This is a genomic window from Streptomyces toyocaensis (assembly GCF_000725125.1).
GTDB classification, from domain to species: domain Bacteria; phylum Actinomycetota; class Actinomycetes; order Streptomycetales; family Streptomycetaceae; genus Streptomyces; species Streptomyces toyocaensis.
Window position 1 is genome coordinate 1 of record NZ_JFCB01000049.1, and the last position, 26,920, is coordinate 26,920.

General features: G+C 74.1%; 17 protein-coding genes and 2 pseudogenes. 13 read left to right on the forward strand and 6 right to left on the reverse strand.

The genetic code is table 11. From position 1 onward, the window contains the following. Positions 1-43: 43 nt before the first annotated feature. Both BU52_RS30920 and BU52_RS30925 read left to right on the forward strand, forming a co-directional pair. Positions 44-1,297 (forward strand): PP2C family protein-serine/threonine phosphatase, encoded by a 1,254-nt coding sequence (locus BU52_RS30920; protein WP_107061318.1) that lies wholly within the window; start codon positions 44-46, stop codon positions 1,295-1,297. A gap of 147 nt (positions 1,298-1,444) precedes the next feature. Beyond that, positions 1,445-3,190: a sensor histidine kinase gene (locus tag BU52_RS30925; RefSeq protein WP_037940823.1), complete on the forward strand. Its 1,746-nt coding sequence runs from the start codon at positions 1,445-1,447 to the stop codon at positions 3,188-3,190. A gap of 64 nt (positions 3,191-3,254) precedes the next feature. Here the strand turns inward: BU52_RS30925 and BU52_RS30930 are convergent, their stop codons facing one another. Further along, complete coding sequence (locus BU52_RS30930) at positions 3,255-4,232, reverse strand: Acg family FMN-binding oxidoreductase (protein ID WP_037940787.1); 978 nt, start codon at positions 4,230-4,232, stop codon at positions 3,255-3,257. 205 nt (positions 4,233-4,437) lie between these two features. Here BU52_RS30930 and BU52_RS30935 point away from each other — a divergent pair, with 205 nt between their 5' ends. Beyond that, positions 4,438-7,125, forward strand: a complete 2,688-nt coding sequence (locus BU52_RS30935) for a bifunctional acetate--CoA ligase family protein/GNAT family N-acetyltransferase (RefSeq protein WP_407702082.1) — start codon at positions 4,438-4,440, stop codon at positions 7,123-7,125. 59 nt (positions 7,126-7,184) lie between these two features. Here BU52_RS30935 and BU52_RS30940 read toward each other — a convergent pair whose 3' ends face one another. The 5 genes from BU52_RS30940 to ppdK all read right to left on the reverse strand — a co-directional run bounded on the left by BU52_RS30940 (position 7,185) and on the right by ppdK (position 14,570). After that, positions 7,185-7,646 carry a Crp/Fnr family transcriptional regulator gene (locus BU52_RS30940; RefSeq protein ID WP_037940789.1) on the reverse strand — a complete coding sequence of 154 codons (462 nt, stop codon included), beginning with the start codon at positions 7,644-7,646 and terminating at the stop codon, positions 7,185-7,187. A gap of 89 nt (positions 7,647-7,735) precedes the next feature. After that, complete coding sequence (locus BU52_RS30945; protein ID WP_051858733.1) at positions 7,736-8,302, reverse strand: universal stress protein; 567 nt, start codon at positions 8,300-8,302, stop codon at positions 7,736-7,738. Between the two features lie 129 nt (positions 8,303-8,431). Next, positions 8,432-11,074 (reverse strand): bifunctional acetaldehyde-CoA/alcohol dehydrogenase, encoded by a 2,643-nt coding sequence (adhE, locus tag BU52_RS30950; RefSeq protein WP_037940791.1) that lies wholly within the window; start codon positions 11,072-11,074, stop codon positions 8,432-8,434. 291 nt (positions 11,075-11,365) lie between these two features. Then, the gene (locus BU52_RS30955; protein ID WP_037940793.1) at positions 11,366-11,770 is read right to left on the reverse strand and encodes a hypothetical protein; all 405 of its coding nucleotides are present in this window, start codon (positions 11,768-11,770) and stop codon (positions 11,366-11,368) included. A gap of 103 nt (positions 11,771-11,873) precedes the next feature. Continuing rightward, positions 11,874-14,570, reverse strand: a complete 2,697-nt coding sequence (ppdK, locus tag BU52_RS30960; RefSeq protein ID WP_037940794.1) for a pyruvate, phosphate dikinase — start codon at positions 14,568-14,570, stop codon at positions 11,874-11,876. A 256-nt stretch (positions 14,571-14,826) separates the two neighbouring features. Between ppdK and BU52_RS30965 the strand changes: the two genes are divergently transcribed. The 10 genes and pseudogenes from BU52_RS30965 to BU52_RS31010 all read left to right on the forward strand — a co-directional run bounded on the left by BU52_RS30965 (position 14,827) and on the right by BU52_RS31010 (position 26,904). Next, positions 14,827-15,759 carry a universal stress protein gene (locus BU52_RS30965; protein ID WP_037940796.1) on the forward strand — a complete coding sequence of 311 codons (933 nt, stop codon included), beginning with the start codon at positions 14,827-14,829 and terminating at the stop codon, positions 15,757-15,759. A gap of 172 nt (positions 15,760-15,931) precedes the next feature. After that, positions 15,932-18,190, forward strand: coding sequence for a formate C-acetyltransferase (gene pflB, locus BU52_RS30970; RefSeq protein WP_037940798.1), 2,259 nt, complete (start codon positions 15,932-15,934; stop codon positions 18,188-18,190). Further along, positions 18,187-18,933: a pyruvate formate-lyase-activating protein gene (pflA, locus tag BU52_RS30975; RefSeq protein WP_200881369.1), complete on the forward strand. Its 747-nt coding sequence runs from the start codon at positions 18,187-18,189 to the stop codon at positions 18,931-18,933. Before pflB ends, pflA begins: the two co-directional genes overlap by 4 nt. After that, a pseudogene (locus BU52_RS30980) lies at positions 18,930-19,327 on the forward strand (BlaI/MecI/CopY family transcriptional regulator). Before pflA ends, BU52_RS30980 begins: the two are co-directional and overlap by 4 nt. A gap of 6 nt (positions 19,328-19,333) precedes the next feature. Next, positions 19,334-19,567, forward strand: a pseudogene (locus BU52_RS30985) (M56 family peptidase); the annotation flags it as partial. Between the two features lie 127 nt (positions 19,568-19,694). Beyond that, a complete protein-coding gene (locus tag BU52_RS30990; RefSeq protein WP_037940830.1) occupies positions 19,695-20,606 on the forward strand; it encodes a universal stress protein in 912 nt (303 codons plus the stop codon). A 148-nt stretch (positions 20,607-20,754) separates the two neighbouring features. Continuing rightward, positions 20,755-24,315 (forward strand): sodium/proline symporter PutP, encoded by a 3,561-nt coding sequence (gene putP, locus BU52_RS30995; RefSeq protein WP_037940833.1) that lies wholly within the window; start codon positions 20,755-20,757, stop codon positions 24,313-24,315. Positions 24,316-24,501: 186 nt separating this feature from the next. Continuing rightward, on the forward strand, positions 24,502-24,954 hold the full coding sequence (locus BU52_RS31000) for a pyridoxamine 5'-phosphate oxidase family protein (protein WP_037940803.1): 453 nt from the start codon (positions 24,502-24,504) through the stop codon (positions 24,952-24,954). A gap of 155 nt (positions 24,955-25,109) precedes the next feature. Next, on the forward strand, positions 25,110-25,736 hold the full coding sequence (locus BU52_RS31005; protein ID WP_037940805.1) for a DoxX family membrane protein: 627 nt from the start codon (positions 25,110-25,112) through the stop codon (positions 25,734-25,736). 172 nt (positions 25,737-25,908) lie between these two features. Next, the gene (locus BU52_RS31010) at positions 25,909-26,904 is read left to right on the forward strand and encodes an Acg family FMN-binding oxidoreductase (RefSeq protein WP_037940807.1); all 996 of its coding nucleotides are present in this window, start codon (positions 25,909-25,911) and stop codon (positions 26,902-26,904) included. Positions 26,905-26,920 lie beyond the last annotated feature (16 nt).

Below are 26,920 nucleotides of genomic sequence, written 5' to 3' on the forward strand. Positions count from 1 at the left end.
CCGCCCGGGTGAGGAGACCTACCCCGAGCGCACGGCCGGCCGGGTGGACCACCCGGACCGGGCACGGTGGCGCATGTCGGGCCTGCTGAGCGCGGTCCTGTCCGTCAGCCGGGAACTGGAGCTGCCGGTGGTGCTCCGGCGCATCGTCAGCACCGCGATGGAACTCGTCGCCGCCCGCTACGGCGCTCTGGGCGTGCTCAACGACGACGCGACAGCCTTGGAGGAGTTCATCCCGCTGGGCCTGAGCGACACGGAGTACGAGGACCTCGCCGGTTCCGAGTTCCCGCACGGCCGGGGCCTGCTGGGGCACCTGATCGAACATCCCGAGCCGCTGCGCGTGCGGGACCTGCCGGCTCACCCGGACTCCGTCGGCTTCCCGGCGGGCCATCCCCCGATGCGCACCCTGCTCGGGGTGGCGATCAGCGTGCGCGGGCGGATCTACGGCAACCTCTACCTGTGCGACCGTATCGACGGCCGGCCGTTCGACGACGAGGACGAGGCCGTGGTGACCGCGCTGGCGGGCGCGGCGGGCATCGCCATCGAGAACGCCCGCCTCTTCGAGCAGACCCGCGCCTCCGCCGAGCACTTCCAGCGGCTGCTGCTCCCCACGCTGCCCGACCTCGCCCCCTTCTCGGCGGCCGCCGTCTACCGGCCCGCCACCGCCCCGGGCCACCACCTCGGAGGTGACTGGTACGACGCCCTGCTGCTCCCGGACGGCAGCTGCGCGGCCATCATCGGCGACGTGCTGGGCCACGACCTCACCGCCGCCGCGGCCATGGCGCAGATCCGGAACATGCTGCGCGCCCTGCTCTACGACCGCCGCACCCCGCCCAGTCTGGTCCTGCACCGCCTCGACCACACCCTGCACGCCATCACCGAGGCCCCGGTCACCACCGCATGCCTCGCCCGCGTCGAATCCATCGGCGGCGGCTGGCACCTGCACTGGTCCACCGCCGGCCACCTCCCGCCCCTGGTGATCACCGCCGACGGACACGCCCGCTACCTCCATGCCGAACCCGGCCTGCCCCTCGGCGTCGACGAGGCGCTGCCGCGGCCGGACCACCTCCATCCGCTGAGGGCGGGAGACACGGTCCTGCTGTTCACCGACGGCCTCGTCGAGCACCCGTACCGGCCCCTGGGCGCGTGCATGGACGAACTCGCCGCCCTCGCCTCCGCCCACATCGGCATGCCGCTCGACGAGCTGTGCCGGGTGCTGGCCGACGGGCACCCGAGCGACGGCCACGACGACCTGGCCCTTCTCGCCCTGAGACCCCCGCAGAGCCCCGGCCCGCCCTAGAGGGTGTCCGGCACGGTCCCGCGGCACACCACGTGTGACCGGCCACATGGCCGCCGGGCGGTGCTCCCGTGTCCTCCACGCCTGCCGGACGCTACCGTTGCGCAGGAGCGGACGGTGGTCGGCTCCGCGCCGGACGGTTGGAGGAACATGTTGGCTCGCTCCGAGGACGCACAGCAGGCTCGCATGCAGTTGCCGCAGCTCAAGCTGGACGAGCTGCTGGGAGAGCTGCAGGCCCGCCTGGACACGGCCCGGGGGACGCGGGACCGGGTGCACAGCCTGCTCGAGGCGGTGCTGTCCGTCGGCCGCGAACTGGAACTCAAGCAGGCGCTGTACAGCATCGTCGAGGCGGCGACGGCACTGGTGGACGCGCAGTACGGCGCGCTGGGGGTGATCGGCGCGGACGGCAAGCGGCTGTCGGCCTTCCACACCGTCGGTGTCACGGACGAGCAGATCAGCCGCATCGGGGACTACCCCGAGGGGCACGGCATTCTCGGGGAACTGATCCACCGCCCCGAGGCACTGCGTCTGCCGGTGCTCGCGGAGCACGAGTCCTCCTACGGCTTCCCGCCGCACCACCCGCCCATGAACACCTTCCTGGGCGTTCCCATCAGGGTGCGGGACCAGGTCTTCGGCAACCTCTACCTGACGGAGAAGAGGGGCGGTGCGGAGTTCGACGAGGACGACGAGTCGGTGCTGTCCACCCTCGCCGTGGCCGCGGGCGTGGCCATCGACAACGCCCGCCTGTACGAGGAGTCCCGGCTGCGCGAGCGCTGGCTGCGGGCCAACGCGGAGGTCACCCGGAGCCTGATGTCCGGCGGCGCCCAGGCGGACGTCCTCGGGCTGATCGCGGAGCAGGCGCGGGAGATCACCGACGCGGCCCTGGCCGTGGTCGCGATACCGGTGAAGGACACCGCGTCCCTCGCTGTGGAACTGGCGCACGGTGAGGAGGCGGAGCGGTACCGCGGGCTCGTGCTGCCGGTGGAGGGCACCCTCGTCGGGCGGGCCTTCGCCGGCGGCGACCCGGTGACGAGCGCGGACGTCACGCACGACGAACGGGTGTCGGCGGGGCCGCCGCGGTTCACCGGGCTCGGTCCGGCCGTGGCCGTGCCCATCGGCTCGGGGGACAACGCCCGTGGCGTGGTGCTGCTCGTCCGGAGTGCGGAGAAGGCCGAGTTCTCCGAGAAGGAGCGGGAGCCGTTGCAGGACTTCGTCGCGCAGGCGGCCGTCGCCATGGAGCTGGCCGAACGCCGCGCGGACGCCGAGCAGGTGGCCCTGCTGGAGGACCGCGACCGGATCGCCCGGGACCTGCACGACCTGGCCATCCAGCGGTTGTTCGCCACGGGGATGACGCTGCAGAGCGCGGGCCGCCTCATCGAGCACCGGGAGGCCTCGGGCCGGGTCCTGCGGGCCGTGGACGACCTCGACGAGACCATCAAGATCATCCGGTCGACGATCTTCGGCCTGCGCTCCCGCTCCGAGGACACGGCCCCCGGTCTGCGCGCCCGTGCCGTGCGGGTCGTCGGCGAGGCCGCCCCGCTGCTGGGCTTCGCGCCCAGCGTGCGCATGGAGGGGCTGCTCGACACGCACGTCCCGAGGGAGACCGCCGACCATCTCGTGGCCGTGCTGTCCGAGTCCCTGTCCAACATCGCCCGCCACGCGCACGCCGACCGCGCCGAGGCGGTGCTGGAGACCGACGGCAACGAGGTGCGCCTCACGGTCACCGACAACGGTGTGGGCATACCGGCGGGCGGCCGCCGGAGCGGTCTCGCCAACATGGCGGAGCGGGCGAGGAAGCTGGGCGGCGACATGGAGATCGGCGACCGTGACGGTGGCGGTACCCGGCTCGTGTGGCACGTCCCGGTGCGTGAGACGGGCGCTGCCCCCGAGAGGTGATCCCCTCCTGGAGGGACGGGAGGGCCCGCTCCCGCGGACAGGAGGGCCCGCCCTCGCGGATCCGTCACACGCGCGTCAGGACGTCGAGGGCGGTGCGCCGCGGCGAGGGCGGTCCCTGCGGGCCGTAACCGAGCCGGAGCACCATCTGCGGGTGGCCCCTCGGACGCCCGGCAGGCGACCGGAGGTGCCGGCGCAGATCCGGCCACTCCAGTGCCTGGTGCAGGAGCGAGGCACGCACGCCGTGCGCGGTGGCCGTCAGCAGGACGCGCTCCAGTGCCTGACCGGCGCGCAGCCAGTCCGCGCGCCGGTCGTGCGGCGTGCACAGCACGGCGATCAGCGGGCGTGCCTCGTACGGGCGGGCTTGAAGTACCGAGGGATGCCGGTGGGCGCCGAAGTCGCGGGTGGGCACGTGGTCGCGGACGTCCTGGACGCCCAGCGCCGCCGCCGGCACGCCGAGGCGTGAGTGTTCCGCGGCCCGCACCCAGCGGCGGCTTTCCGCCGCGCGGTCGGCGTCCGCCGTGTTGCGGTGCTCCGCTTCGCGGGTGGCCTGGAGCACCCGAGCCGTCTCCGGTGGCTCCGGGAACCACAGGAGGGCCCCCTCGGCGTGTGCGGCGTCGCCGAACTCCGCGAGCAGGCTCCGCGGCAGGGGCTGCCGGGAGAACGGGAACCGGCTGCTGTGCCGGTGCCACAGGACCTCGTACAGGTCGGGGAGCGAGGTCGCCCCGGCCGCGCGCGCGAGCCGCACGGTGGCGAGGAGGTCCGGCCGCTCCGGGTGCGGCAGCAGCCGTGTGACGGGCTCCCAGCCGTGGTGGGCCACCGCCACCCGCAGATTGAGGACGGCGCACCCCACCGAGACGTGGAGCGCGCGCCCGGCCGGGTCGATGTGCCGAAGACCCCGCTCCGGGGCGGCCCGGACCTCCAGCGTGCGGGTGTCCGGGACGAACCGGAAGCGCCAGGGCTGGGTGTTGTGGACCGAGGGCGCGGCGGCGGCCGCGGCGATCATGCGTTCCAGGACGGGGACGTCGACGGCCGTGGTACTCATGGGAACTCCTTCCCGCCCGTCCGCACGGCTCGCGAGGGGGCGTGTCCTGTTCCAGCGTGGACCCGGGGAAGGGACGGCACCAGGGGCCGTACGGCCCTCGGCGGGGCCCGGGGCCGTTCGGCCCCCGAAGTGCCCGGACAGCCCTGGCGCCCGGCCGTGAACCGCTGGACCCTCGAAGGGGCGCGAGGCGTGGAGGAGACCCGTGATGGACGACGTGATCAGCCGACCCCCCGTTCACGCTCTGCTCACGGACGGCACGACGGTGTGCATCCGCCCCGTGCGGCCCGGTGACCACGACCGGCTCGAGGGGCTGTACGACGACATGTCGCCGGAGAACCTGCGCATGAGGTTCTTCGCGGTGAGCCGCCGCTCGGCCCGGATGGCCGCCGACCGGGCCTGCGGCCCCGCGCGCCCCGGGTACCGGGCGCTGCTGGCCGAGGCGCGGGGACGGGTGATCGGCCTCGCGGAGTACGACACCGGGGGCGGGGAGGGCCCGGCGGAGATCTCCGTCGCGGTCGCCGACGGACGGCACCACCGGGGCGTGGGCACGCTGCTCGTCGAGCACCTGGTCTCGGCGGCCCGTGCGGACGGCATCACCACCTTCACGGCCGACGCGCTGAGTGAGAACCGTGAGGTGCTGCGGCTCTTCACCGACCTCGGCCTGCACGTGACCCGGCGCCTCGAGGGGACCGAGGTGCGCTGCACGATCGCCCTCGACCAGGACGACGGCTACCTCAGCGCCGTGGAGGCGCGGGGCCGGGCCGCCGACGTGGCCAGCCTCGTCCCGCTGCTGCGGCCCCGGGCCGTGGCCGTCGCCGGCGCCGGACGCAGGCCCGGATCGGTCGGCCGCGCCCTGCTGCACCACCTCCGCGCCGGGGGATACGCCGGCCGTCTGTTCGCGGTGAACCCCCACGCCACGGCGATCCTCGGCGTGCCGTCCCACCCCTCGGTCGGCTCCCTGCCCCGGACCCCCGACCTCGTGGTGATCGCCGCTCCCGCTCCCGCGGTCCCGGCCCTCGCCGAGGAGTCCGGCAGGGCCGGCGTACGGGCACTCGTGGTCGTCTCCGCCGGACTCGACCACCTCCAGGCGCAGGCGCTGCTGACCGCCTGCCGCGCCTACGGCATGCGCCTGGTCGGCCCGAACTGCCTCGGCGTCTCCAACACCGAGCCCGGTCTGCGTCTCGACGCCACCTTCGCCGCGGGCCACCCCGCACCCGGCAGCGCGGGTGTCGCCGTGCAGTCCGGCGGCGTCGGCATCGCCCTGCTCGACGGGCTGTCCCGGCTGGGGATCGGTGTGTCGACGTTCGCCTCCCTCGGCGACAAGTACGACGTCAGCGGCAACGACATGCTGCAGTGGTGGGAGAGCGACGGCCGCACCGACCTCGCCCTGCTGCACCTGGAGTCCTTCGGCAACCCGCGGGCGTTCTCCCGCACCGCGCGGCGGGTGACCCGCCGCATGCCGGTGCTCACCGTCGACGCCGGGCGCACCGACGCGGGCCGCAGGGCCGCCGCCTCGCACACCGCGGCTGCCGCCGGCCGCACCATGACCCGGCAGGCCCTGTTCACCCAGGCCGGTGTCACCGCCACCCGTTCCGTCGGCGAACTGCTCGCCACCGCCGCGCTGTTCCACGCCCAGCCGCTCCCGGCGGGCACCCGCGTCGCGATCGTCACCAACGCGGGCGGCGCGGGCGTGCTGGCCGCCGACGCCTGCGCCGAGGCGGGGCTCGCCGTCCCGGAGTTCACCCCCGAACTGGCCGACGGCCTGCTCGCCGTGCTGCCCGCCGGCGCGTCCGCCGGCAATCCCGTGGACACCACGGCGGCCGTGCCGGAGGACGCGGTGCGCGCGTGCGTCGACCGGCTCACGCAGGACCCGGGGACCGACGCGGTGCTCGTCGCGCTGGTCCCCACCGCGGTCGCCGAGGCCACCGGCGAGGATCCGGTCCGTGCCCTCACCCGGGAGGCCGGACGGCGGGAGTGCCCGCTCGTTCTGGTCCAGCCGGCGCAGGACGTGGCGGTCCGTCTGCTGTCCGCGGCCGACGGCGGCACGCTTGTCTCGTACGCCGATCCGCAGGCGGCGGCACAGGCCCTCGCCCACGCCGCCCGCCGGGCGGCCTGGCTGCGCAGGCCCGCCGGCACGGTCCCGGCCACCGACGCCGACACGGAGCGCGCCCGCGAGATCGTCGCGGCCTTCCTGGCCGGCCGTCCGGACGGCGGCTGGCTCGACCCGCGCACCTGCGGCGACCTGCTGGCCTGCTACGCGGTGCCGCAGCTGCCGTGGGCGTGGGCCGACACCGAGGACGAGGCCGTCCGCGCCGCCGGGCGGCTGCGCGGTGCCGACGGACGGGTCGTCGTGAAGGCCCACTGGCCGGGCCTGGTGCACAAGAGCGCACAGCACGCGGTCCACCTCGACCTGCGGGGCGAGGAACAGGTGCGCGCCGCCTACCGGGACCTCGCGTCACGGTTCCCGGGGCAGATGACCGGGGTGGTCGTGCAGCCCCTCGCCGAAAGGGGCACCGAGCTGTTCGCCGGAGTCGTCCAGGACGGCGTCTTCGGCCCGCTCGTCCTGTTCGGCCTGGGCGGCACGGCCACGGAGGTGCTCGCCGACCACGCCGCCCGCCTCGCCCCGCTCACCGACCACGACGTCCACGACCTGATCACCGCCCCGCGCTGCGCACCGCTGCTCCTCGGAGCGGGGGGCGGCGCGCCCGTCGACCTGGAGGACGTGGAGCAGGTGCTGCTGCGGCTGTCCCGGATGGCGGAGGACCTGCCCCAGCTCGCCGAGGCCGACTTCAACCCGGTACTCGCCACACCCGGCCGGGTCACGGTGCTCGACGCGCGGATCCGCCTGGTGCCGCGCGAGCCCCAGGATCCCTACCTGCGCCGGCTCCGGTGAGGCGAAGGCCCGGACCGGTCGTGACCGGTCCGGGCCTGCTGCGGAATCCGCCGGGCCGCCTACCGCGCCCCGGTCATCCCACTGCCGTACGGGGCGTAGAGGTCGAGCAGCCGGACACGGGCGGCGTGCAGGCGGTCGGCGACCACACGGCCGACCCACACGGCGATCGCGCGGCCGAACTCGGGGTCCTCCTCGCACAGCGCCCGCACCGCGTCCGCGTCGAACTCCCAGGCCCGCACCGGGCTCGTGGCCTCGGCGCCCAGCTGCCACACCCGGGGCGGGAAGTGCCAGGACCAGCCGACCAGCTCTCCGTGGCCCAGCGACTCGATCACGGCCGCCCGCCGTCCGGGGACCTGCAGGTCGAGGGCGACGGTCCCGGTACGGACGATCCAGAACCGGTCGGCGCGCCGGCCCTCGTTGAACAGGCGGGTCCCCACGTCGAAGGAGACCTCGCGGGCGTGCCGCATCAGCCGCTCGCGGTACTCGGCCGGGAGTGCCGTGGTCAGGGTGGTGGTGGTCATCGCCCCGTCTCCTTTCGTCGTGCTGCGCGGTGTCGGAGCCGCCGCTGCGCCGGCGTCCCGTGCGGGCCCGGACGGCGCGGCTCCTGATGTCAGCGTGCGCCCGGCCGGAGCGGGACGCCACGGGCCGCCCGGACCTGGTCCGAGGGCCCTTCGGCCCCACCTGCGGACGACGGTCGGGGGACCGCGCGCGGCGGCACCGTCCCCGGGCCGGGTGCGGGCACCGCGACCACCGGGACCGACGCGTGGCGCAGGCACTCCCGGCCGACCGGACCGACGTCCGGCGCGTCGCCCTGTCCGTGCACCGTGCGGCCCAGGGCCAGCATGAGGGCGCCGCGCGCCCGGTTCAGGAGCACCCGCACGGCCTGTCCCTCGACCAGCTCGGCCCGTACCGCGCCGGCGGTCCGGGGGCCGAGGGCCCGGCGCAACGTCTCCGTGAGCAGCCGCGCCGCCGCGTCCCGCTCCTGGGCGGGCGTGGGCCGGACGGAGACCGGGGCGTACGGGGCGACGCGCGGTGCCGTCGCTTCCCACGCGTGCACGGCGACGACGTCGGCGCGCAGCGCTGCGGCCTGTTCGGCGGCCCAGCGCAGGGCCGCCGCCGAGGCCTCCGACCCGTCGACGCCGACCACGATGCTCCGGCTGGTGACGAGGTGGTTCATGGCAACCTCCCGCAAGGGCTCGTACCTCCGTCGTGACCCCGGCCCGGTGCCCGGGGCGTGGGCCGGCGGACCCCGGGCGGGCGTCCGACGGCCCCCGGCCGGCTCCCGCCCGCGGGCGGGAGGCCGCGTTCAGCCGTAGTAGGCCGCGCGCATCAGCTCCCGCATGTCGTCGAGCATGGGCATCCTGGGGTTGGCGGGCGCGCACTGGTCCTCGTAGGCGTTGAGGGCCTGCTGCGGCAGCGCGTCGAGGAAGGCCACCTCGTCGACGCCGAGCGCCCGGAACGTCGGCTCGATGCCCACGGCCGCGCGCAGCCGTTCGACGGCGGCGGCCAGCGACTCCACGCCCTCCTGGGGTGTCGCGGCGGGGAGCCCGAGGGTGCGCGCGATGTCCTGGAAGCGCTCGGGGGCCCGGTAGTTCTCGTACTTGGGCCAGCCCGTGAGCTTCGTGGGGACGGTGCCGTTGTAACGGATGACGTGCGGCAGCAGGACCGCGTTGGTGCGGCCGTGCGCGACGCGGAAGGTCGCGCCCAGGGTGTGGGACATGGCGTGGACGATGCCGAGGAAGGCGTTGCCGAAGGCCATGCCCGCGATGGTGCCGGCGTTGTGCATCTTCTCCCGCGCCTTCGGCGACCCGTCGCGGTCGTTCACCGCCGTCTCGATGTTGTCGAAGATCAGGCGGACGGCGTGCAGGGCCAGGCCGTCGGTGAAGTCGTTGGCGTAGACGGACACGTACGCCTCGATGGCGTGGGTGAGGGCGTCGAAGCCGCTGTCGGCGGCCAGGGCCGGCGGCAGCCCGGTCGTCAGCAAGGGGTCGACGATCGCCACGCTGGGGGTGAGCGCGTAGTCGGCCAGCGGGTACTTCTTGCCGGTGGCGGGGTCGGAGATGACCGCGAACGGGGTTACCTCGGCGCCGGTGCCCGAGGTCGTCGGGACGCAGACCAGCCGGGCGAGGGCGCCCAGCGTGGGGAAGCGGAAGGCGCGCTTGCGGATGTCGAAGAACTTCTGCCGCATGTCCGCGAAGTCGATGTCGGGCTGCTCGTACAGCAGCCACATCACCTTGGCCGCGTCCATGGGGGAACCGCCGCCCAGCGCGATGATCGTGTCCGGGCGGAAGTCCCGCATCAGGTCCGCGCCCCGCTGCACCGAGTCGATGCTCGGCTCGGGCTCGACGTTGTCGATGACCTGCACGGTCACGGGCTCCCGGCGCCGCTGCAGGACGCGGGTGACACGGTCGACGAAGCCGAGGCGGGTCATCGTCGCGTCGGTGACCACGGTGACGCGGTGCACGTCCGGCATGGACGCCAGGTAGCGGATGGCCTGCGGCTCGAAGTAGATCTTCGGCGGCACCTTGAACCACTGCAGGTTGTTGCGGCGGGTGGACACCCGCTTGACGTTGAGCAGTTGGGCGGCGGAGACGTTGTTGGACACCGAGGTGCTGCCCCACGAGCCGCAGCCCAGCGTCAGCGACGGCAGCAGGTTGTTGTAGATGCCGCCGATGGCCCCCTGCGAGGACGGGGCGTTGACGATGATCCGCACGGTCTTCATGCGCTTTCCGTACTCCTCCGCGACCTCGCGGTCCTCGGTGTGGATGACGGCGCTGTGTCCCTGGCCGTGGAAGGCGACCATGTCGGCGGCCAGGTCGAAACCGCGCCGGGTGTCCCCGGCGCGCAGCACGGCCAGCACGGGGCAGAGCTTCTCGCGCGTCAACGGCTCGTCGGGACCGACCCGTTCGGCCTCCACCAGGATGACGGACGTGTCCGCCGGGACGGAGAACCCGGCCTGCTCGGCGATCCACGCCGGGCTCTGCCCGACGGCGGCCGCGTTGACCTTGGGCTCGCAGCCGCCGCCCGCGGCGCCGGAGGCGGGGAACAGGAACGTCTCCAGCTTGGCCTTCTCCTCGGCGGTGGCCAGGTGGGCGTGCAGGACGCGGAACTCGGCCAGGGCCGCGTCGTAGATCTCGTCGTCCAGGATCACGGCCTGCTCGGAGGCGCAGATCATGCCGTTGTCGAACGACTTGGACAGCACCAGGTCGTTGACGGCCCGTCGCAGCTCCGCGCTCCGGTGCACGTAGGCGGGGACGTTGCCGGCGCCCACACCGAGGGCGGGCTTGCCGGCCGAATAGGCGGCCTTCACCATGGCGTTGCCCCCGGTGGCCAGGATCAGCGAGACGCCCGGGTGGCGCATCAGGGCGCCGGTCGCCTCGACCGACGGGGTGTCGATCCACTGGACGCAGTGTTCCGGAGCACCCGCGGCGACGGCGGCGTCCCGCACGATCCGGGCCGCCTCGGCGCTGCAGCGCTGCGCCGAGGGGTGAAAGGCGAACACGACCGGGTTGCGGGTCTTCAGCGCCATGAGCGCCTTGAAGACGGTGGTGGAGGTCGGGTTGGTCACCGGTGTGACCGCGCAGACCACGCCGACGGGTTCCGCCATCTCCACGATGTCCTCGATGTCGTCGCGCGCGATGACACCGACGGTCTTCATGTGGCCCATGCTGTGCGTGACGTGCTCGCAGGCGAAGATGTTCTTCGCCGCCTTGTCCTCGAAGAGGCCGCGCCCGGTCTCCTCCACCGCCAGACGGGCCAGCAGGGTGTGCTGTTCCAGCGCGGCGACGGAGGCCTTCTTCACGATGTGGTCCACCTGGTCCTGGGTGAGGGCCTCGTAGTCGTCGAGTGCCTTGAGGGCGGCCGTCACCAGACGGTCCACGGCGACGGCGCTGTCGGACGGCGCGCCGGTGGGCGCCGGGGCCGTGGTTCCTTCGTCGTGTCGGCTCATGCGGAGTACGCCTCCAGGGTGAGGGGCCGTCATGACGTACGGCCGCGGGTGGGGAGGCGGCGCCGCGGGTGGCCGGCGCCGCTCTCAACTCAACTGTCCCCCGCGTGGGTTGTGCCGCGCAGGCGCCGAAGGTCCCCTTCCCGGACCGTCGGTCCCGGACCGGGAGGGCCGGGCGGCCGCCCGCCCGGGCCCGCCGTACCCGGGCGCCGGCGCCGCCCCGCCACGGCGGACGGCCCGGGGCGGCTGCCCCGGGCCGTCCGCCCGTCCCGCGGCACGTGGTGCCGCGGCCGTTCACCTTCCTCCGGCGCCCTGGCGCTGCTGAGGCCGCGGGCCGCCGCGCCACGGCGGCGGCGCGGCCGTCCTGCGCGCCTCGACCCGGCGGTGCGCCGAGCGTTCCGTACGGCTGCGCAGCCGGTCCTGCAGACGGTCGGCGAGTTCCCGCGCGCTCGCCTCGCGGGCGTGCACGACGACGAGGTCGTCGCCCACCTGGATCTCGGCCCCGGCGAACCAGGGGAGCGCGACGTGGGCCGCCGCGGCCCTGGTCACGCGGACCTCCCCGCTGACGGGCGGGAGCCCGGGACGGCCGAGCACGGCGCCGATCTTCTCCCGCAGGTAGGCGAGCGCCCCCTCGTCCATGTTCCCGTCGGCCCGGACCCGTACGGCGACCTCACCGGTGCCGGTGCCCTCGTTCGTCATCTGCCCCACTCCTTCCGCTGATCTCTCGGCAGCCCCAGACTGCCCCGCACGCCGCCCTGGGCCCAGGGCCGCCCGGCCCGGGGTCCCGGGCCGGGGGTCCCGGTCACCTGCTGTCGCTGCCCTCGACGTCCTCCAGCGCCGCCCGTCCGGCCTCCAGCCGGGCCACCGGGACCCGGAACGGCGAGCAGGACACGTAGTCCAGGCCGGCGAAGTGGAAGAAGTGCACCGATTCCGGGTCGCCGCCGTGCTCGCCGCAGACGCCGATCTTCAGGTCCGGCCGGGCGGCCCGGCCCTCGGCGACGGCGATCGTGACGAGCCGGCCCACGCCGTCCCGGTCGATCGTCTCGAACGGGGAGACGGGGAAGACGCCCTTGTCGAGGTAGGCGGAGAAGAACTCGGCCTCGACGTCGTCGCGGGAGAAGCCCCAAGTGGTCTGGGTCAGGTCGTTGGTGCCGAAGGAGAAGAACTCCGCCTCCCCCGCGATCCGGCCCGCCGTCAGCGCCGCCCTGGGCAGCTCGATCATGGTGCCGACGGGGCAGTCGACCGGGACACCGGACTCCTCGGAGACCTCGGCGAGGACCCGCCGCACCTCGTCGCGGACGATGCGCAGTTCGCGGACGTCCCCGACGAGCGGGACCATGATCTCCGCCCGGGGCGCGCCGCCGGCCCGCAGGCGTTCCGCGACGGCCTCGCCGATCGCCCGTACCTGCATGGCGACCAGGCCGGGCACCACCAGGCCGAGGCGCACGCCCCGCAGCCCGAGCATCGGGTTCTCCTCGTGCATCCGGTTCACCGCGGTCAGCAGTTCGGCGTCGTGCGCGGCCGGCAGGTCGCCCCGCGCCTCGGTCGCGGCGATCCGCACCGCGAGGTCGGTCCGGTCGGGAAGGAACTCGTGCAGCGGCGGGTCCAGCAGACGGATGGTCACCGGAAGGCCGTCCATCGCCTCGAGGATGGCGGTGAAGTCCCGCCGCTGCAGCGGCAGCAGCGCCGCCAGAGCGCGGTCGCGCGTCACGTCGGAGTCCGCCAGGATCATCTCCTCGACCAGCTTGCGGCGCTCACCGAGGAACATGTGCTCGGTGCGGCACAGGCCGATGCCCTGCGCCCCGAACCGGCGGGCCCGCGCGGCGTCCTCGGGGGTGTCCGCGTTCGCCCGCACCTCCAGGCGCCGGACCGTGTCGGCCCGGGCCAGGGCACGCGCCACCGCGTCGACCACCCCGGCCGTGCCCTCGTCGGTGCCGCCGGTCTCCAGGAACCGCATGACCGCCGAGTCGACGAGGGGCACGGACCCCGGGTACACGGCGCCGGCGGAGCCGTCCACGGAGATGACCGTGCCCTCTTCGACGACCGTGCCGTCCGGGGCGGTGAAGCGCCGCGCCCCGGTGTCCACCGTGAGCTCCTCGGCGCCGCACACGCAGACCTTGCCCATGCCGCGGGCCACCACGGCCGCGTGGCTCGTCTTGCCGCCGCGGCTGGTGAGCACCGCCTGCGCGGCGATCATGCCGGGCAGGTCGTCCGGGGTGGTCTCCTGGCGGACCAGGACCACCTTCTCGCCGGCCGCGGCTCGCCGTACGGCCTCCGCCGAGTGGAAGACCGCCGCGCCGACCGCGGCACCCGGGGACGCGGGAAGTCCGCGGGCGAGGGGATCCGCGTGCCCCGAGGTGTCGAAGCGCGGGAACATCAGCCGCGCCAGGCCCTCGCCGCTCACCCGGGCGAGACCCTCGTCCGGGGTGATGAGCCCCTCGTCGGCCAGTGCGGAGGCGAGCGCGAAGGCCGCCTCGGCGGTGCGCTTGCCGACCCGGGTCTGCAGCATCCACAGCGTGCCGCGCTCGATCGTGAACTCGATGTCGCACAGGTCCCGGTAGTGCCGCTCCAGCGTCTCCATGTGCGCCCGCAGACGGGCGTACGACCCGGGGTCCAGCCGCTCGAGCTCGCCCAGGGGCACGGTGTTGCGGATACCCGCGACGACGTCCTCGCCCTGGGCGTTGGGCAGGTAGTCGCCGTACAGTCCGGGGCGGCCGGTGGCCGGGTCACGGGTGAAGGCCACACCGCTGCCGGAGTCGGGCCCGAGGTTGCCGAAGACCATGCGCTGCACACTCACGGCGGTACCCAGGTCGTCGGAGATGTGCTCGCGCCGGCGGTACAGGCGCGCCCGCTCCCCGTTCCACGACTCGAAGACGGCCAGGATCGAACGGCGCAGCTGCTCGGCCGGGGACTGCGGGAAGTCCTCCCCGGTCTCCCGGCGGATCACCGTCTTGTACGTCTCCACCAGCTCGGCGAGGTCTCCGGCGTCCAGGTGCACGTCGTCGCGGGCACCACGCCGGTCCTTCAGCTCCGCCATGGCCCGCTCGAACAGGCGGCCGTCGACGCCCATGACCGTGCTGCCGAACATCTGGACGAGGCGGCGGTAGGAGTCCCAGGCGAAGCGCTCACTTCCGGAGACCTTGGCCAGGCCCAGGACGGAATCGTCGTTCAGCCCGATGTCGAGGATCGTCTCCATCATGCCGGGCATGGAGAAGCGGGCACCGGAACGGACGGACAGCAGCAGCGGATCGTCCCGCTGTCCGAGCAGCCGGCCGGCGGCCTCCTCCACGGCCCTCAGATGGTCGGAGACCTCCCGCGACATGCCCGCCGGCTCACCACCGGTGGTGAGGAAGGCCCGGCAGGCGTCGGTGGTGATGACGAAACCGGGCGGGACCGGCAGCCCCAGCCGGGTCATCTCGGCCAGGTTCGAGCCCTTGCCACCGAGCAGGCCTGCCATCTCGCGGCCGCCCTCGGTGAAGTCGTACACGTAACGGACCATGACGCCGTGCTCCTCTGCTCGGGGCTGATGTATCCAGCGTCCGGCCGGCGAGCCCGGGGCGCGAGGTGCCGGCAGACCCGGGCAAGGTGCCGATGGGCCCGAGACCCTGGACCCCGCGCCAGGGGCGTCCGGGGGAAGTGGGGCCGAAGGGATCCGTACGGGGTCTGTGCGGCCCCTGGGAACCGTTCCCGGCGGGGGACAGGCTCGAAGGCGTCGGGGACACCGGAAACGTTCCGGGGTCCGGGAGGGACGCGCCATGCCACACACCGTAGTAGTCGGAGTCGACGCAGACGCGGCGAGCCCGGCGGCCGTGCACTGGGCTGCCCGGGAGGCCGCGCGCCACGGCGGCGGACTCGCCGTCGTACACGCCGCGCGCGGTCCCGCCCGGCCGCGGGAGGACGTGGCACCGGCCGGCGCCGGGCAGGACCGGTCCGAGCGGACCGTCCGGGAGGCCCTCCACGTCGTCCGCGCGGACCACCCCGGGCTGCCGGTCACCGGCCGGGTGGCGTCCGACTCCCCGGTCGCCGCCCTGCTCACCGCGGCCGCCGAGGCCGGGGTGCTGGTCCTCGGATCGCACGGCGTGAGCGGGGTGACCGGGTTCGTCACGGGATCCGTGTCCCACCGGGTGGTCGCCCGGTCACCGCGGCCCGTGGTGCTGGTGCGGCCCGGGTGGACGGCGGCCGACGAACACCTCCCGGCCGCGGACGGCGTGGCCCCGGAGGAGATCCCCGCGACGCCGCACCGGGCCGTGGTCCTGGGGCTGGACGTCCGGCACCCCTGCGACGAGCTGATCGGATTCGCTTTCGACGCCGCCCGGCGGCGGGGCACCTGCCTGACCGTCGTCCACGCGTTCAAGGTGCCGCACCGGCCCGCCTCCGACGCCTCACTGGTGACGACGCCGGCCGCACCGCCGCCGCCGGTGGCCGGGGCGGAGGCCCTCGCGGCCGCGGAGCGGGCGGTGAGCGCGGCCCTGGGCCCCTGGTGCGAGAAGTACCCGGCGGTCCGGGTGACCCGGACCGTGACCGAGGGCCGGGCCGCCACCGCTCTCGTCCGCGCCGCGCACGACGCCGGGCTGCTCGTGGTGGGGCGCCGTACGGGCGGTGGGCGGCTCGGTGCCCACACGGGACCCGTGACCCATGCCGTCCTCCACCACGCGGCCTGCCCCGTCGCCGTGGTGCCGCACGTCTGAACCGAACCGGCCGCGCGGCCCGCGGGCGGCCCCGTCCGCCCCGGAGCCGCGCCGAAGGTCCCGTCCACGGGGGCCGGACGGAACCGGTGCGGTGCCCTGACCGGCACTCCCCGCGACCTCGCCGGACGGCGAACATCGACAGTGACAGTCCCGCCACGAAAGAGGACCCGTGATGACCACGACCGTGACAGCCGGCCCCCGGACAGCCGACGCCTGGCGGCAGTTCGCCGGGACGCGGTGGCGTGAGCACATCGACGTGCGCGACTTCATCCAGGCCAACTACACGCCCTACGAGGGCGACGCGGCCTTCCTGACCGGGCCGACGGACCGGACCCGCGCGGTGTGGGAGAAGGTCAGCGCGCTCTTCCCCGAGGAGCGGCGCCGGGGCGTGCTCGACGTCGACACCGCCACGCCGTCCACGATCACCTCGCACGCCCCCGGTTACATCGACCGGGAGCGCGAACTGATCGTGGGCCTGCAGACGGACGCCCCGCTGAAGCGCGCGATCATGCCCAACGGCGGGCTGCGCATGGTGGAGAACGGGCTGCGGGCGTACGGCTACGAGCCCGACCCCTTCGTCACCCGGGTCTTCGGCACCTACCGCAAGACCCACAACGACGGGGTCTTCGACGCGTACACACCGGTGATGCGCGCCGCCCGCAAGGCCGGCATCATCACCGGGCTGCCCGACGCCTACGGCCGCGGGCGGATCATCGGCGACTACCGGCGCGTCGCGCTGTACGGCACGGACCGGCTGATCGAGGCCAAGCGCGCCGAACGCGCCCTGCTGGACGCGCTCCCTTCCGGTCCCGACGTCATCCGCGACCGCGAGGAGCTGGCCGAGCAGATCCGCGCGCTGGGCGAACTGACCGTGATGGCGGCCTCGTACGGCTGTGACGTCTCCCGTCCGGCGACGACCGCGCACGAGGCGGTGCAGTGGCTCTACCTGGGCTTCCTCGCGGCGGTGAAGGAGCAGAACGGCGCCGCGATGTCCCTCGGCCGCACCTCCACGTTCCTCGACGTCTACCTCCAGCGGGACCTGGAGGAGGGCACGGTCGACGAGACCCGGGCGCAGGAACTCGTCGACGACTTCGTGATCAAGCTGCGGATCGTGCGGTTCCTGCGCACCCCCGAGTACGACACCCTGTTCTCCGGCGACCCCACCTGGGTGACGGAGTCCATCGGCGGCATCGGCGAGGACGGCCGCCCCCTGGTCACCCGCACGTCCTTCCGCTTCCTCCAGACCCTCTACAACCTCGGCCCGGCCCCCGAGCCCAACCTGACCGTCCTGTGGTCGCCGCGGCTGCCGGCGGGCTTCAAGCGGTTCTGCGCGCAGGTCTCCATCGACACCAGCGCGATCCAGTACGAGTCCGACGAGCTGATGCGGCCGCGCACCGGTGACGACACCGCGATCGCCTGCTGCGTCTCCGCGATGGCGGTGGGCAAGCAGATGCAGTTCTTCGGCGCGCGGGTGAACCTGGCCAAGGCACTGCTGTACGCGGTCAACGGCGGCCGCGACGAGATGACCGGCGAGCAGGTCGCACCCCCGATGCCGGCGCTGACGGGGGACTACCTCGACCACGAGGAGCTGTCGGCGGCGTACGACCGCGTGCTGGACTGGCTGGCTCAGACCTACGTGGAGGCGCTGAACGTCATCCACTACATGCACGACAAGTACGCCTACGAGCGCCTGGAGATGGCGCTGCACGACCACCCGGTCCACCGGTTCATGGCCTGCGGCATCGCCGGGCTGTCGGTCGCCGTGGACAGCCTGTCCGCCGTGCGGCACGCACGGGTGAAGGTCTTCCGGGACGGCACCGGACTCGCCGTCGACTTCCGCACCGAGGGGGAGTTCCCGGCCTACGGCAACAACGACGACCGCGCCGACTCGATCGCCGTCGACCTGGTGGAGTCCTTCATGGCGAAGGTGCGCAAGCACCCCACCTACCGCGGCGCCGAGCACACGCAGTCCGTGCTGACCATCACCTCGAACGTGGTCTACGGCAAGCACACGGGCAACACGCCCGACGGCCGGCGGGCCGGGGAGCCCTTCGCGCCGGGCGCCAACCCGATGAACGGACGCGACCGGCACGGGGTGGCCGCCTCGGCCCTCTCGGTGGCCAAGCTGCCGTACGAGCAGGCCCGGGACGGCATCTCCCTGACCACGACCATCACCCCCGAGGGGCTCGGACACCTCCCCGAGGAGCGCGCCGGCAACCTGGTCGGCATCCTCGACGCCTACATGGCCTCGGGCGGCTTCCACATGAACGTGAACGTCCTGAACCGCGCGGTCCTGCGGGACGCCATGGAGCACCCCGAGAAGTACCCCGAGCTGACGATCCGGGTGTCCGGGTACGCCGTCAACTTCGTCCGGCTGACCCGTGAGCAGCAGCTCGACGTGATCGGCCGCACCTTCCACGGATCGCTGTGAGCACCACGGTCGAGCCGGTGACGGGCCGGATCCACTCCTGGGACCTGTCCACAGGAGTGGACGGTCCCGGGACCCGGTTCGTGCTCTTCCTCAGCGGATGCCCCCTGCGCTGCCTGTACTGCGCCAACCCGGACACCTGGCACATGCGGGACGGCAGACCGGCCACCGTCGACGAGGTCATGACCGAGATCGGGAAGTACCGCGCCTTCGTCACCACCGCCGGCGGGGGCGTGACCCTCACCGGCGGCGAGGCCCTCCTCCAGCCGGTGTTCACCGCGGCGGTCCTCCGCCGCTGCAAGGAGCTCGGGCTGCACACGGCCCTCGACACGTCCGGCTTCCTCGGCGCCCGCGCGAGCGACGCGCTGCTCGCCGACACCGACCTGGTGCTGCTGGACATCAAGTCCTTCGACGCACGCGCCTACCGCAGCCTGACGGGCGCCGCCCTCGCCCCGACGCTGGACTTCGCCGCCCGGCTGGACCGGCTGGGCGTCCCGGTGTGGATCCGCTACGTCCTGGTGCCCGGCCGGACCGACGACCCGGCAGCGATCGACGGGCTCGGCGCCTTCCTGGCCGGGCTGGGCAACGTCGACCGGGTGGACGTCCTGCCCTTCCACAAACTCGGCGCCCACAAGTACGACGCGCTGGGCATCCCCTTCCCGCTGCGCGACACCCCCGTACCGGATCAGGACCTGACGGAGCGGGTGCGGCGACAGTTCCGGGAGCACGGCCTGCGGGCACAGTGAGCCCCCACCCGCGAGCCGGTCACGGGCCTCCCGCTCGCCCCGGCCCGTGCGGGGGACTTCAGGGCGCGGGTCCCGGCCTTGAGGATGCCGGCCCGGCGACGGCCGGCCGGGTGCAGCAGCGCCTCGGCGGCGATCTGGCCTACACGACCGTCATCACCATCCTGACCGGGCTGCTGGCCGAGGGCGCGGTCACCCGGGAGCGCTCGGGCCGGTCCTTCGCCTGGACGTCCGCGTCGGACCAGGCGGGCCTGGCCGCCCACAAGATGCGCAAGGTCCTGGACGCCGAGAGCGACCGGGAGGCGGTGCTGGCCGGCTTCGTCACCGGTCTCGGGCCGGACGACGAGCGCCTCCTGCGGATCTGCTGGGCCGGCCGGGGAACGACGGGCAAGACTGAGCGGCCGTGGGGGTGTTCGTCTTCCTGCCGCTGGTGCTGCCCCTGACGGCGTGGCCGATCGCGCGCCTCGCCGAGCACCACCTGCACCCGCGGACCGCGACCCGGCTGCTGACCGGGGTGGCCGCGGCGATGGCGGTGTGCGGCACCGTGTGCCTCGCGCTGACGATGGTGGTCGGCACCGCCCAGCTCTCCGGCAATCCCCTGCCCGACGGCTGGTCGGACCCCGAGGTGCGCGCGGCGGGCCGTCTCCCGGCCCGCCATGGGGCCTGATGGCCCGCGGCGATGAACCCTCCGGCCCCTGCGCGGGCACCACCGCGGGCGCGAGGCTGACAGCGGGGGAGTGGCTCTTGTGCTGGAGGTGCACGTCATGCTTTCGCCTGTTGTCGCCGGCGTCGATGGTTCCGCCGGGAGTCTGGTGGCCGCCGCGTGGGCGGCGCACGAGGCCGTCCGCCGCGGACGGGCGCTGCGGCTGCTGCACGCGCGCGAGGGGCGGTCGCGCCGGGGCGAGCCGCCGATCGCGGACGCCGCCCGGCGGACCCTGGCGCAGCGGGTCCTGCGGCAGGCGGAGGAACGCGTCCTCGCCGCGTGCCCCGGGGTGCGCCTGTACGACGACCAGGTCGAGTGGCCGGCCACCGACGCCCTGGTGAGGGCCGCGGAGGACGCCGACCTGCTGGTGCTGGGCTCGCGCGGAGCGGGCCGCCTGACCGGCCTTCTCGCGGGCTCGGTCGCGCTCGGTGTGGTGGCGAGGGCCACGCACCCCGTCGTCCTGGTACGGGCGGACACCGATGAGGACGTCCTGGGGCGGGCGGACAGCGAAGAAGGCCGCCCGGCCGGCCCTCCCCGCGACGGCCGGCGGGACGTGGTCCTCGGTCTCGACGTCACCGGGCCGTGCGACGAGGTGATCGCGTTCGCCTTCGAGGCGGCCCGTCTGCGCCGGGCGCGGCTGAGGGTGCTGCACGCCTGGCGCGCGCCCGGCCCGTTCCCCCTGGGCCCCGGTGAGGCCGGCCTGCCCGGCGATCCCCGGAGAGCCGGGGAATGGCTCGGTTTCCTCTCCTCGGTGCTCCGCGTGTGGCGCGACAAGTACCCCGACGTCGTCGTGCTGGAGATGGCCGTGGAGGGCAGGCCGTCGGACGCCCTGCTGAGGGCCGCCTCCGCGGCGGACCTGCTGGTCGTCGGCCACCGGCTCACCGACCGGCCGAGGGTCCCGCGCACCGGCCCGGTGGCCCACGCCGTGATGCAGCAGGCCGGCTGCGCCGTGGCCGTCGTACCGCACTTCTGAACCGGCTGCGCGGGGAACCTTGAGCCGGGGTGCGCGCACCCGCATGGTTGCGGGTGTTCGAAATCTGTAGATTTGACGCCGAAGCACCTAACCGCCGGCCGGACTGATGGGCGTGCCCCTGATCGCGGACTCCCCGGGCGAGGACCATATGTTCAACTTGAGTGCGCCGATCGTCACCATGTTCGCGCTGTACGTGGTGGCCATGGTCGGAACGGGTGTCTGGGCGTACACCCGCACGCGCACCTACTCCGACTTCGCCCTGGGCGGGCGCCGCTTGGGGCCGCTCGTCGCCGCCCTGTCCGCGGGGGCCAGCGACATGTCCGGCTGGTTGTTCCTGGCGCTCCCGGGGGCCGTCTACGCGGCGGGCCTCGGCTCCGCCTGGATCGCGCTCGGCCTCGCGGCCGGCACCTACCTCAACTGGCTCTTCGTCGCGCCGAGGCTGCGGACCTACACCGAGCGGGCCGGGAACGCGGTCAGCCTGTCGGCCTATCTGGAGGAGAGGTTCGAGGACCGCACCCGCATGCTCAGACTGGTCTCGGCCGCCGTGACGCTGGTGTTCTTCACCCTCTACGTCAGCAGCGGCCTGGTGGCCGGGGGACTGCTGTTCAACACCGTCTTCGGCCTCCGCTTCGGGCTGGGCGTGACCGTCACCGCCCTGGTCATCGTCATCTACTCCAGCCTGGGCGGCTTCCTGGCGGTGAGCCTGACCCACGTCCTGCAGGCCACGCTCATGTTCCTCGCCCTGATCGTGCTGCCCGCGACCGCCGTCGCCGCCGTCGGGGGCTTCGGTGCCCTGGGCGACGCGCTGGACAGCAGAGAGCCCGCCCTGCGCGACCCCGGGGCGCTGGTCGACTACGGAGGCGGTCTGTGGTCGGCGGACGGGACACTCGGTGCCCTGGCGATCGTCTCGCTGCTCGCCTGGGGCCTCGGCTACTTCGGGCAGCCCCACATCCTGGCCCGTTTCATGAGCATCCGCAGCGCCCGGGACGTCCCCGCGGCCCGCCGCATCGGAACCGCGTGGGTCGTGGTCGTCCTCGCCGGCGCCACCCTCGTCGGCCTGGCCGGGATCGGGGAGCTCGTCCCCTCGCTCGCCGCCCCCGACACGGTGTACATCGCCCTGTCCCACAGCCTGCTCAATCCGTGGGTCGCCGGGATCATGCTGATCGCCGTGCTCGCCGCCGTCATCTCCACCGCGGACAGCCAGCTCCTCGTGTCGTCCGTGGCCCTGACGGAAGACTTCTACCGGGCGTTCCTCAACCGGCACGCCACCGACAGGGCTCTGGTGCGGGCGGGCCGCGCCACGGTCGTCCTGGTGATCCTCGTGGCCTGCGTCATCGCGTTCAGGGGCGACGCCCTGCTCAGTCTCGTCGCCCACGCCTGGGCGGGGTTCGGAGCCGCCTTCGGCCCGGTCGTGCTGCTGTCGTTGTACTGGCCCGGCATGACCTGGGCGGGGGCCACGGCCGGCATCGTGACCGGCGCCGGCACGGTGCTGCTGTGGAGCTGGATCAACCCCCTGCTCGGACCGCTGGAATCGGGGGTCTACGAGATGGTTCCCGGCGTGCTCGCCGCCACGGCCGCCGCCCTCCTGTTCGGCCGGTACGTCGGCCGGCCGCCGAGGCGGGCCTTCTGGCGGATGCCCGGGGGAGGCGCGAGCCAGATGATGCTCACCTCGTTCCTCACCCACGCACCGGTCGGCCTGGCCGTCCTGGACACCGACCTGCGGTACGTCTGGGTCAACGATCCGCTGGACCGCCTGGTCCCCCTGGGGGAACGCCTGGGACGGCTGGTGCACGAGGTGCTCCCGCCCGCGGAGGCCGGACTCTTCCAGGAGAAGATGCGCACGGTCCTGGACACCGGGCGGCCGGTCATGGACAGCGAGTTCCTCACCACCGCCGACGACCCCGAGCGCGCCCGGGCCATGTCCGTGTCCTTCTTCGCGATGAAGGACCGCCGCGACCGCATCGTGGGCATCCTGTACATGCTCATCGACGTCACCGAACGCCGGCGGGCCCAGGAACGCCTGGCGCTGCTGAACGACGCCGGTGCCAGGATCGGCAGCACCCTGGACGTGCGGCGCACGGCGCAGGAACTGGCCGACGAGACCGTGCCGCCCCTCGCCGACTTCGTGGCGGTCGACCTGCTGGACTCCGTCATGTGCGGCGAGGAGCCGGACCCGGGACCGGTCGGCATGGCACCCGTCATCCGCCGCGCGGGGCAGGCGTCGGTGCGCGAGGGGTGCCCGGAGGGCACCCTGGCCGTCGGGGAGGCCGTCCGGCGTGCCCCGTCCTCGCCCGTGACGCACTGCCTGCGGGAGAGCAGGACCCTGGTGGAACGCACCCTGGACCGGACAGCCAGCCCCTGGGTGACCGAGGACCCGTCCCTGGGCGCCTCGATCCTCGAGTACGACTTCCGCTCCTTGATGGTCGTGCCGCTGCGGGCACGCGGCGTCACCCTGGGCGTGGCGACCTTCGCCCGGTCGCGGCGCTCCGCCCCCTTCGAGGACGACGACGTGCGGCTCGCCGAGGAGATCGTCTCCCGTGCGGCGGTGTCCGTCGACAACGCCCGCCGCTTCACCCGGGAGCGGACCGCCTCCCGCGCCATGCAGGAGTTCCTGCTGCCGCAGGCGCTCACGGGGGGATCGGCGCTCGAGGTGGCGTCCTGGTACCTGCCGGCCGGCGTCCCGAGCGGGGTGGGCGGCGACTGGTTCGACGTCGTCCCGCTGTCCGGGGCCCGGGTCGCCCTCGTCGTCGGCGACGTCGTCGGACACGGCATGAACGCCGCGGCGACCATGGGACGCCTGCGCGCGGCGGTGCGCACACTCGCCAACCTGGACCTCCCCCCGGACGAACTGCTCGCCCACCTCGACGACCTGGTGATCGGCCTCATGGGCGCGCACGACGACAGCGAGCCGGAGGCCGCCGCCGGCGCCGGCTTCATGGGAGCCACCTGCCTGTACGCCGTGTACGACCCGGTCAGCAGACGGTGCACCCTGGCCCGTGCGGGGCATCTCCCGCCCGTCCTGGTGACCCCGGGCAGCACCGCCGAGGTCCTGGACCTGCCGGCGGGGCCACCGCTCGGGCTCGGGTACCTGCCGTTCGAGGCCGCCGAGATGGAGATCGCCGAGGGCAGCCTCCTGGCGTTCTACACCGACGGCCTCGTCGAGACGGCCGACCGGGACATCGACGAGGGGATCTCCCGGCTGGGCCACGCCCTCACCAAGCCCGGAGAGACGCTGGAGGACCTCGGACGGGGCGCGGTCGACACGCTGCTGACCGGCCCGCCGCCCGACGACGCCGCCCTGCTGCTCGCCCGGACCAAGGTCCTCTCACCGCACCAGGTCGCCTCCTGGGACCTGGCCGGTGACCCGGCGGCCGTGGGCGACGCCCGCGCAGCCGCCGTGCGGCAACTGGAGGAATGGGGCCTGGACGGCCTCGTCTTCACCACGGAACTCATCGTGAGCGAGCTGGTCACCAACGCCATCCGGTACGCGTCCGGCCCGATCGGCCTGCGCCTGATCCGGGACCGCAGCCTCATCTGCGAGGTCAGCGACGGCAGCGGCACCTCACCGCGCCCGCGCCACGCGCGCACCACCGACGAGGGCGGGCGCGGACTGATGATCGTGGCCCAGCTCGCCCACCGGTGGGGCACCCGGCACACCTCGACCGGCAAGGTCATCTGGACCGAGCAGCCCTTCGTCTCCGACCTCTGACCCCCGGCCCCCGGGACCACCCGAGCCCGGCCCGGCCCGGAGGGCCCATCGGCCCCGGAACGGGGGACCTGCGGTCTCGGCCGGTCTCCGGGAGGAACGGGACCGTCGGCCCTCGTCCTGGGGCCTCGCCCGGCCCACGGTAGGAGGCAGTACCGCCGAACCGGCGGAGAACGGACGGACAGGCACATGTACCCCAATGACGGTTTCCGCGAACTCGGGCGCACGGAATGCCTGCGGCTGATGGCCGAGGTGCCCGTTGGCCGCATCGTCTACACGCGCCGGGCCATGCCGGCCGTGCTGCCGGTCAACTTCGCCCTGGACGGCGACGGCGCCGTGCTGCTGCGCACCGCCGCGGACTCGGCGCTGGTCCGCGCGATCGACGGCGCGGTGGTCGCCTTCGAGACCGACGACGTCGACGCCGCCAGGCGGGCCGGCTGGAGCGTGGTCGTCACCGGCCGGGCCGCCGTGGTGACCGACCCCGCGGAACGCGAGCGCCTCTCCCGTACCGGCCCCGTCTCCTGGGTTCCCGCGAGGCACGATGTCTTCGTCCGCATCGAGCCGGAGCTGGTCACCGGGCGCGCACTCGTCGGCGGGCGGACCCTGTACGGCGTGGACCTGGCCGCGGCGGTCGAGGGATGAGACGTCGCCGACGGGACCCGGGCCGGGGGACGTTCGGCCCGCCGCACGGGCCCCGCGGCGCTGGGCCGGGGACCGGCGACGCGGGACATTGAAGGTCAACGAGAGCCATCCGGATCCGGCGCCACCCGGCGTCACCCTCGGAAGGGATGAGCACCATGGCAGTGCACCACCACCCCCAGCGGCACCATGGATTCCGCGTTCCGTCCCTGCACCGCCGGGACCGGTCGGCTCTCGCCTCCGCCGGGGCGGCGACTCCGACGGCGACCGCGGCCGGCGCGCACGCGTTCGCCGGACTGCGCCTGCTGACCGGGTTCGTGTTCCTGTGGGCGTTCCTGGACAAGACGTTCGGCCTCGGCTACGCCACCCCCTCCGGCAAGGGGTGGGCCGACGGCGGCTCGCCGACCGAGGGCTTCCTCAGCAACGTCGCCGTCGGACCCATGGAGTCCACGTTCCACGCCTGGGCCGGCGCCACCTGGGCCGACTGGCTGTTCATGCTCGGTCTGCTCGGCACCGGCCTCGCGCTCGTCGCGGGCATCGGCCTGCGGCTCGCGGCGGTCGCCGGCACCGCCATGATGGCGCTGATGTGGATCGCGGAGTGGCCGCCCGCCCAGCACCTGTCGGACGGATCGCCGAGCATGTCGACGAACCCGTTCGCCGACTACCACCTCGTCTACGCCGCCGTCCTGATCGCCCTCGCGGCGGTGGGCGCCGGCGCCACCTGGGGACTCGGCAGGGCCTGGGCGCGACTGCCCTTCGTCAGCCGCAACCGCTGGCTCCTGTGACCTTCGCGGCACACCCCGCCGGCCCGGCGTCCCCGCCCACGGGCGGGGACGCCGGACATCCGCGGACGGTGCGCGCGCACGGTACGGGAGACCCTGGTAGCAGGGAACGGAAAAGGGAACCCGCCCGAGGAGCCGGGGGCCGGGCTCACCGGCCGGGTGCGAGGAGGACGGCATGGCTTCGCGACCGCTCGACGACAAGACGGTGACCGCGCTCGTGGCCGACGCGACCACGGCACCGTCCATGCACAACGCCCAGCCGTGGCGCTTCCGCTACGTGAGCGCGGAACACCTGCTGCTGCTGCGTGCCGACCCCGGACGGGCGATGCCCCGCTCCGACCCCGACAACCGGTCGCTGCACCTCGGCTGCGGGGCGGCCCTGTTCAACCTGCGGGTCGCCGCGGCGCACGCCGACCTCGTCGCGGATACGACCCTCCTGCCCGAGCCCGGCGATCCCCTGCTGCTCGCCGCCGTCCGGCTGTCCGCACCGCTCCCGCACCGCCCCGCGGACACGGAACTGGGCCGGCTCCACCCCGCCGTCCGGCAGCGGCACACCAGCCGCCACCCCTTCGCCGAGAAGGACATCCCCGGCGACGTGCGGGCCACCCTCGAGGACGCCGCGGCCCGCGAGGGCGCCGAGCTGCTCTTCCCCGGCTCCTGGCACGCCGAGACCGTGCTCGACCTGGTCCGCGACGCGGAGTACCGGGACGTCACGGACCGCGAGGCCAACGAGGACGTGCTCCGCTGGACCCGGCTGGGCGACGAGGCGGACACCGCCGTCGACGGCATCCCGGAGTACGCGTTCGGACCCCGCAAGCAGGACGGCAGGGCCCCCGTCCGGGACTTCGCGGGCCGCAGGAAGGTCGCCGACCGGGGCACCACCGTGTTCGAGAACCTTCCGCACCTGGCCCTGCTGAGCACCCGCGGCGAGGGCCCCGCCGACTGGCTGCGCGCCGGGCAGGCGCTGGAACGGGTCCTGCTGGAGGCCACCCTGGCGGACCTGGCGACCTCGCTCACCTCGCACGCCCTGGAAGAGCCGGAACTGCGCCTGCTGGCCCGCGATCCGGCCTCGGGCACCGGGCAGGTGCACATGGTGCTGCGCCTCGGCTACGGCCCGCGGGGACCGGTCACCCCCCGCCGCCCCGTGAGGGACGTACTGGAGATCACCTGACCGACCGGCGACGTGA

What these genes read in the sequence shown, in the direction of transcription:
- BU52_RS30925 (WP_037940823.1), top strand. Translation starts at nt 1,445, where the DNA reads ATGTTGGCTCGCTCCGAGGACGCACAGCAGGCTCGCATGCAGTTGCCG.
- BU52_RS30930 (WP_037940787.1), bottom strand. Translation starts at nt 4,232, where the DNA reads ATGAGTACCACGGCCGTCGACGTCCCCGTCCTGGAACGCATGATCGCC.
- BU52_RS30935 (WP_407702082.1), top strand. Translation starts at nt 4,438, where the DNA reads ATGGACGACGTGATCAGCCGACCCCCCGTTCACGCTCTGCTCACGGAC.
- BU52_RS30940 (WP_037940789.1), bottom strand. Translation starts at nt 7,646, where the DNA reads ATGACCACCACCACCCTGACCACGGCACTCCCGGCCGAGTACCGCGAG.
- BU52_RS30945 (WP_051858733.1), bottom strand. Translation starts at nt 8,302, where the DNA reads ATGAACCACCTCGTCACCAGCCGGAGCATCGTGGTCGGCGTCGACGGG.
- adhE (WP_037940791.1), bottom strand. Translation starts at nt 11,074, where the DNA reads ATGAGCCGACACGACGAAGGAACCACGGCCCCGGCGCCCACCGGCGCG.
- BU52_RS30955 (WP_037940793.1), bottom strand. Translation starts at nt 11,770, where the DNA reads ATGACGAACGAGGGCACCGGCACCGGTGAGGTCGCCGTACGGGTCCGG.
- ppdK (WP_037940794.1), bottom strand. Translation starts at nt 14,570, where the DNA reads ATGGTCCGTTACGTGTACGACTTCACCGAGGGCGGCCGCGAGATGGCA.
- BU52_RS30965 (WP_037940796.1), top strand. Translation starts at nt 14,827, where the DNA reads ATGCCACACACCGTAGTAGTCGGAGTCGACGCAGACGCGGCGAGCCCG.
- pflB (WP_037940798.1), top strand. Translation starts at nt 15,932, where the DNA reads ATGACCACGACCGTGACAGCCGGCCCCCGGACAGCCGACGCCTGGCGG.
- BU52_RS30990 (WP_037940830.1), top strand. Translation starts at nt 19,695, where the DNA reads ATGCTTTCGCCTGTTGTCGCCGGCGTCGATGGTTCCGCCGGGAGTCTG.
- putP (WP_037940833.1), top strand. Translation starts at nt 20,755, where the DNA reads ATGTTCAACTTGAGTGCGCCGATCGTCACCATGTTCGCGCTGTACGTG.
- BU52_RS31000 (WP_037940803.1), top strand. Translation starts at nt 24,502, where the DNA reads ATGTACCCCAATGACGGTTTCCGCGAACTCGGGCGCACGGAATGCCTG.
- BU52_RS31005 (WP_037940805.1), top strand. Translation starts at nt 25,110, where the DNA reads ATGGCAGTGCACCACCACCCCCAGCGGCACCATGGATTCCGCGTTCCG.
- BU52_RS31010 (WP_037940807.1), top strand. Translation starts at nt 25,909, where the DNA reads ATGGCTTCGCGACCGCTCGACGACAAGACGGTGACCGCGCTCGTGGCC.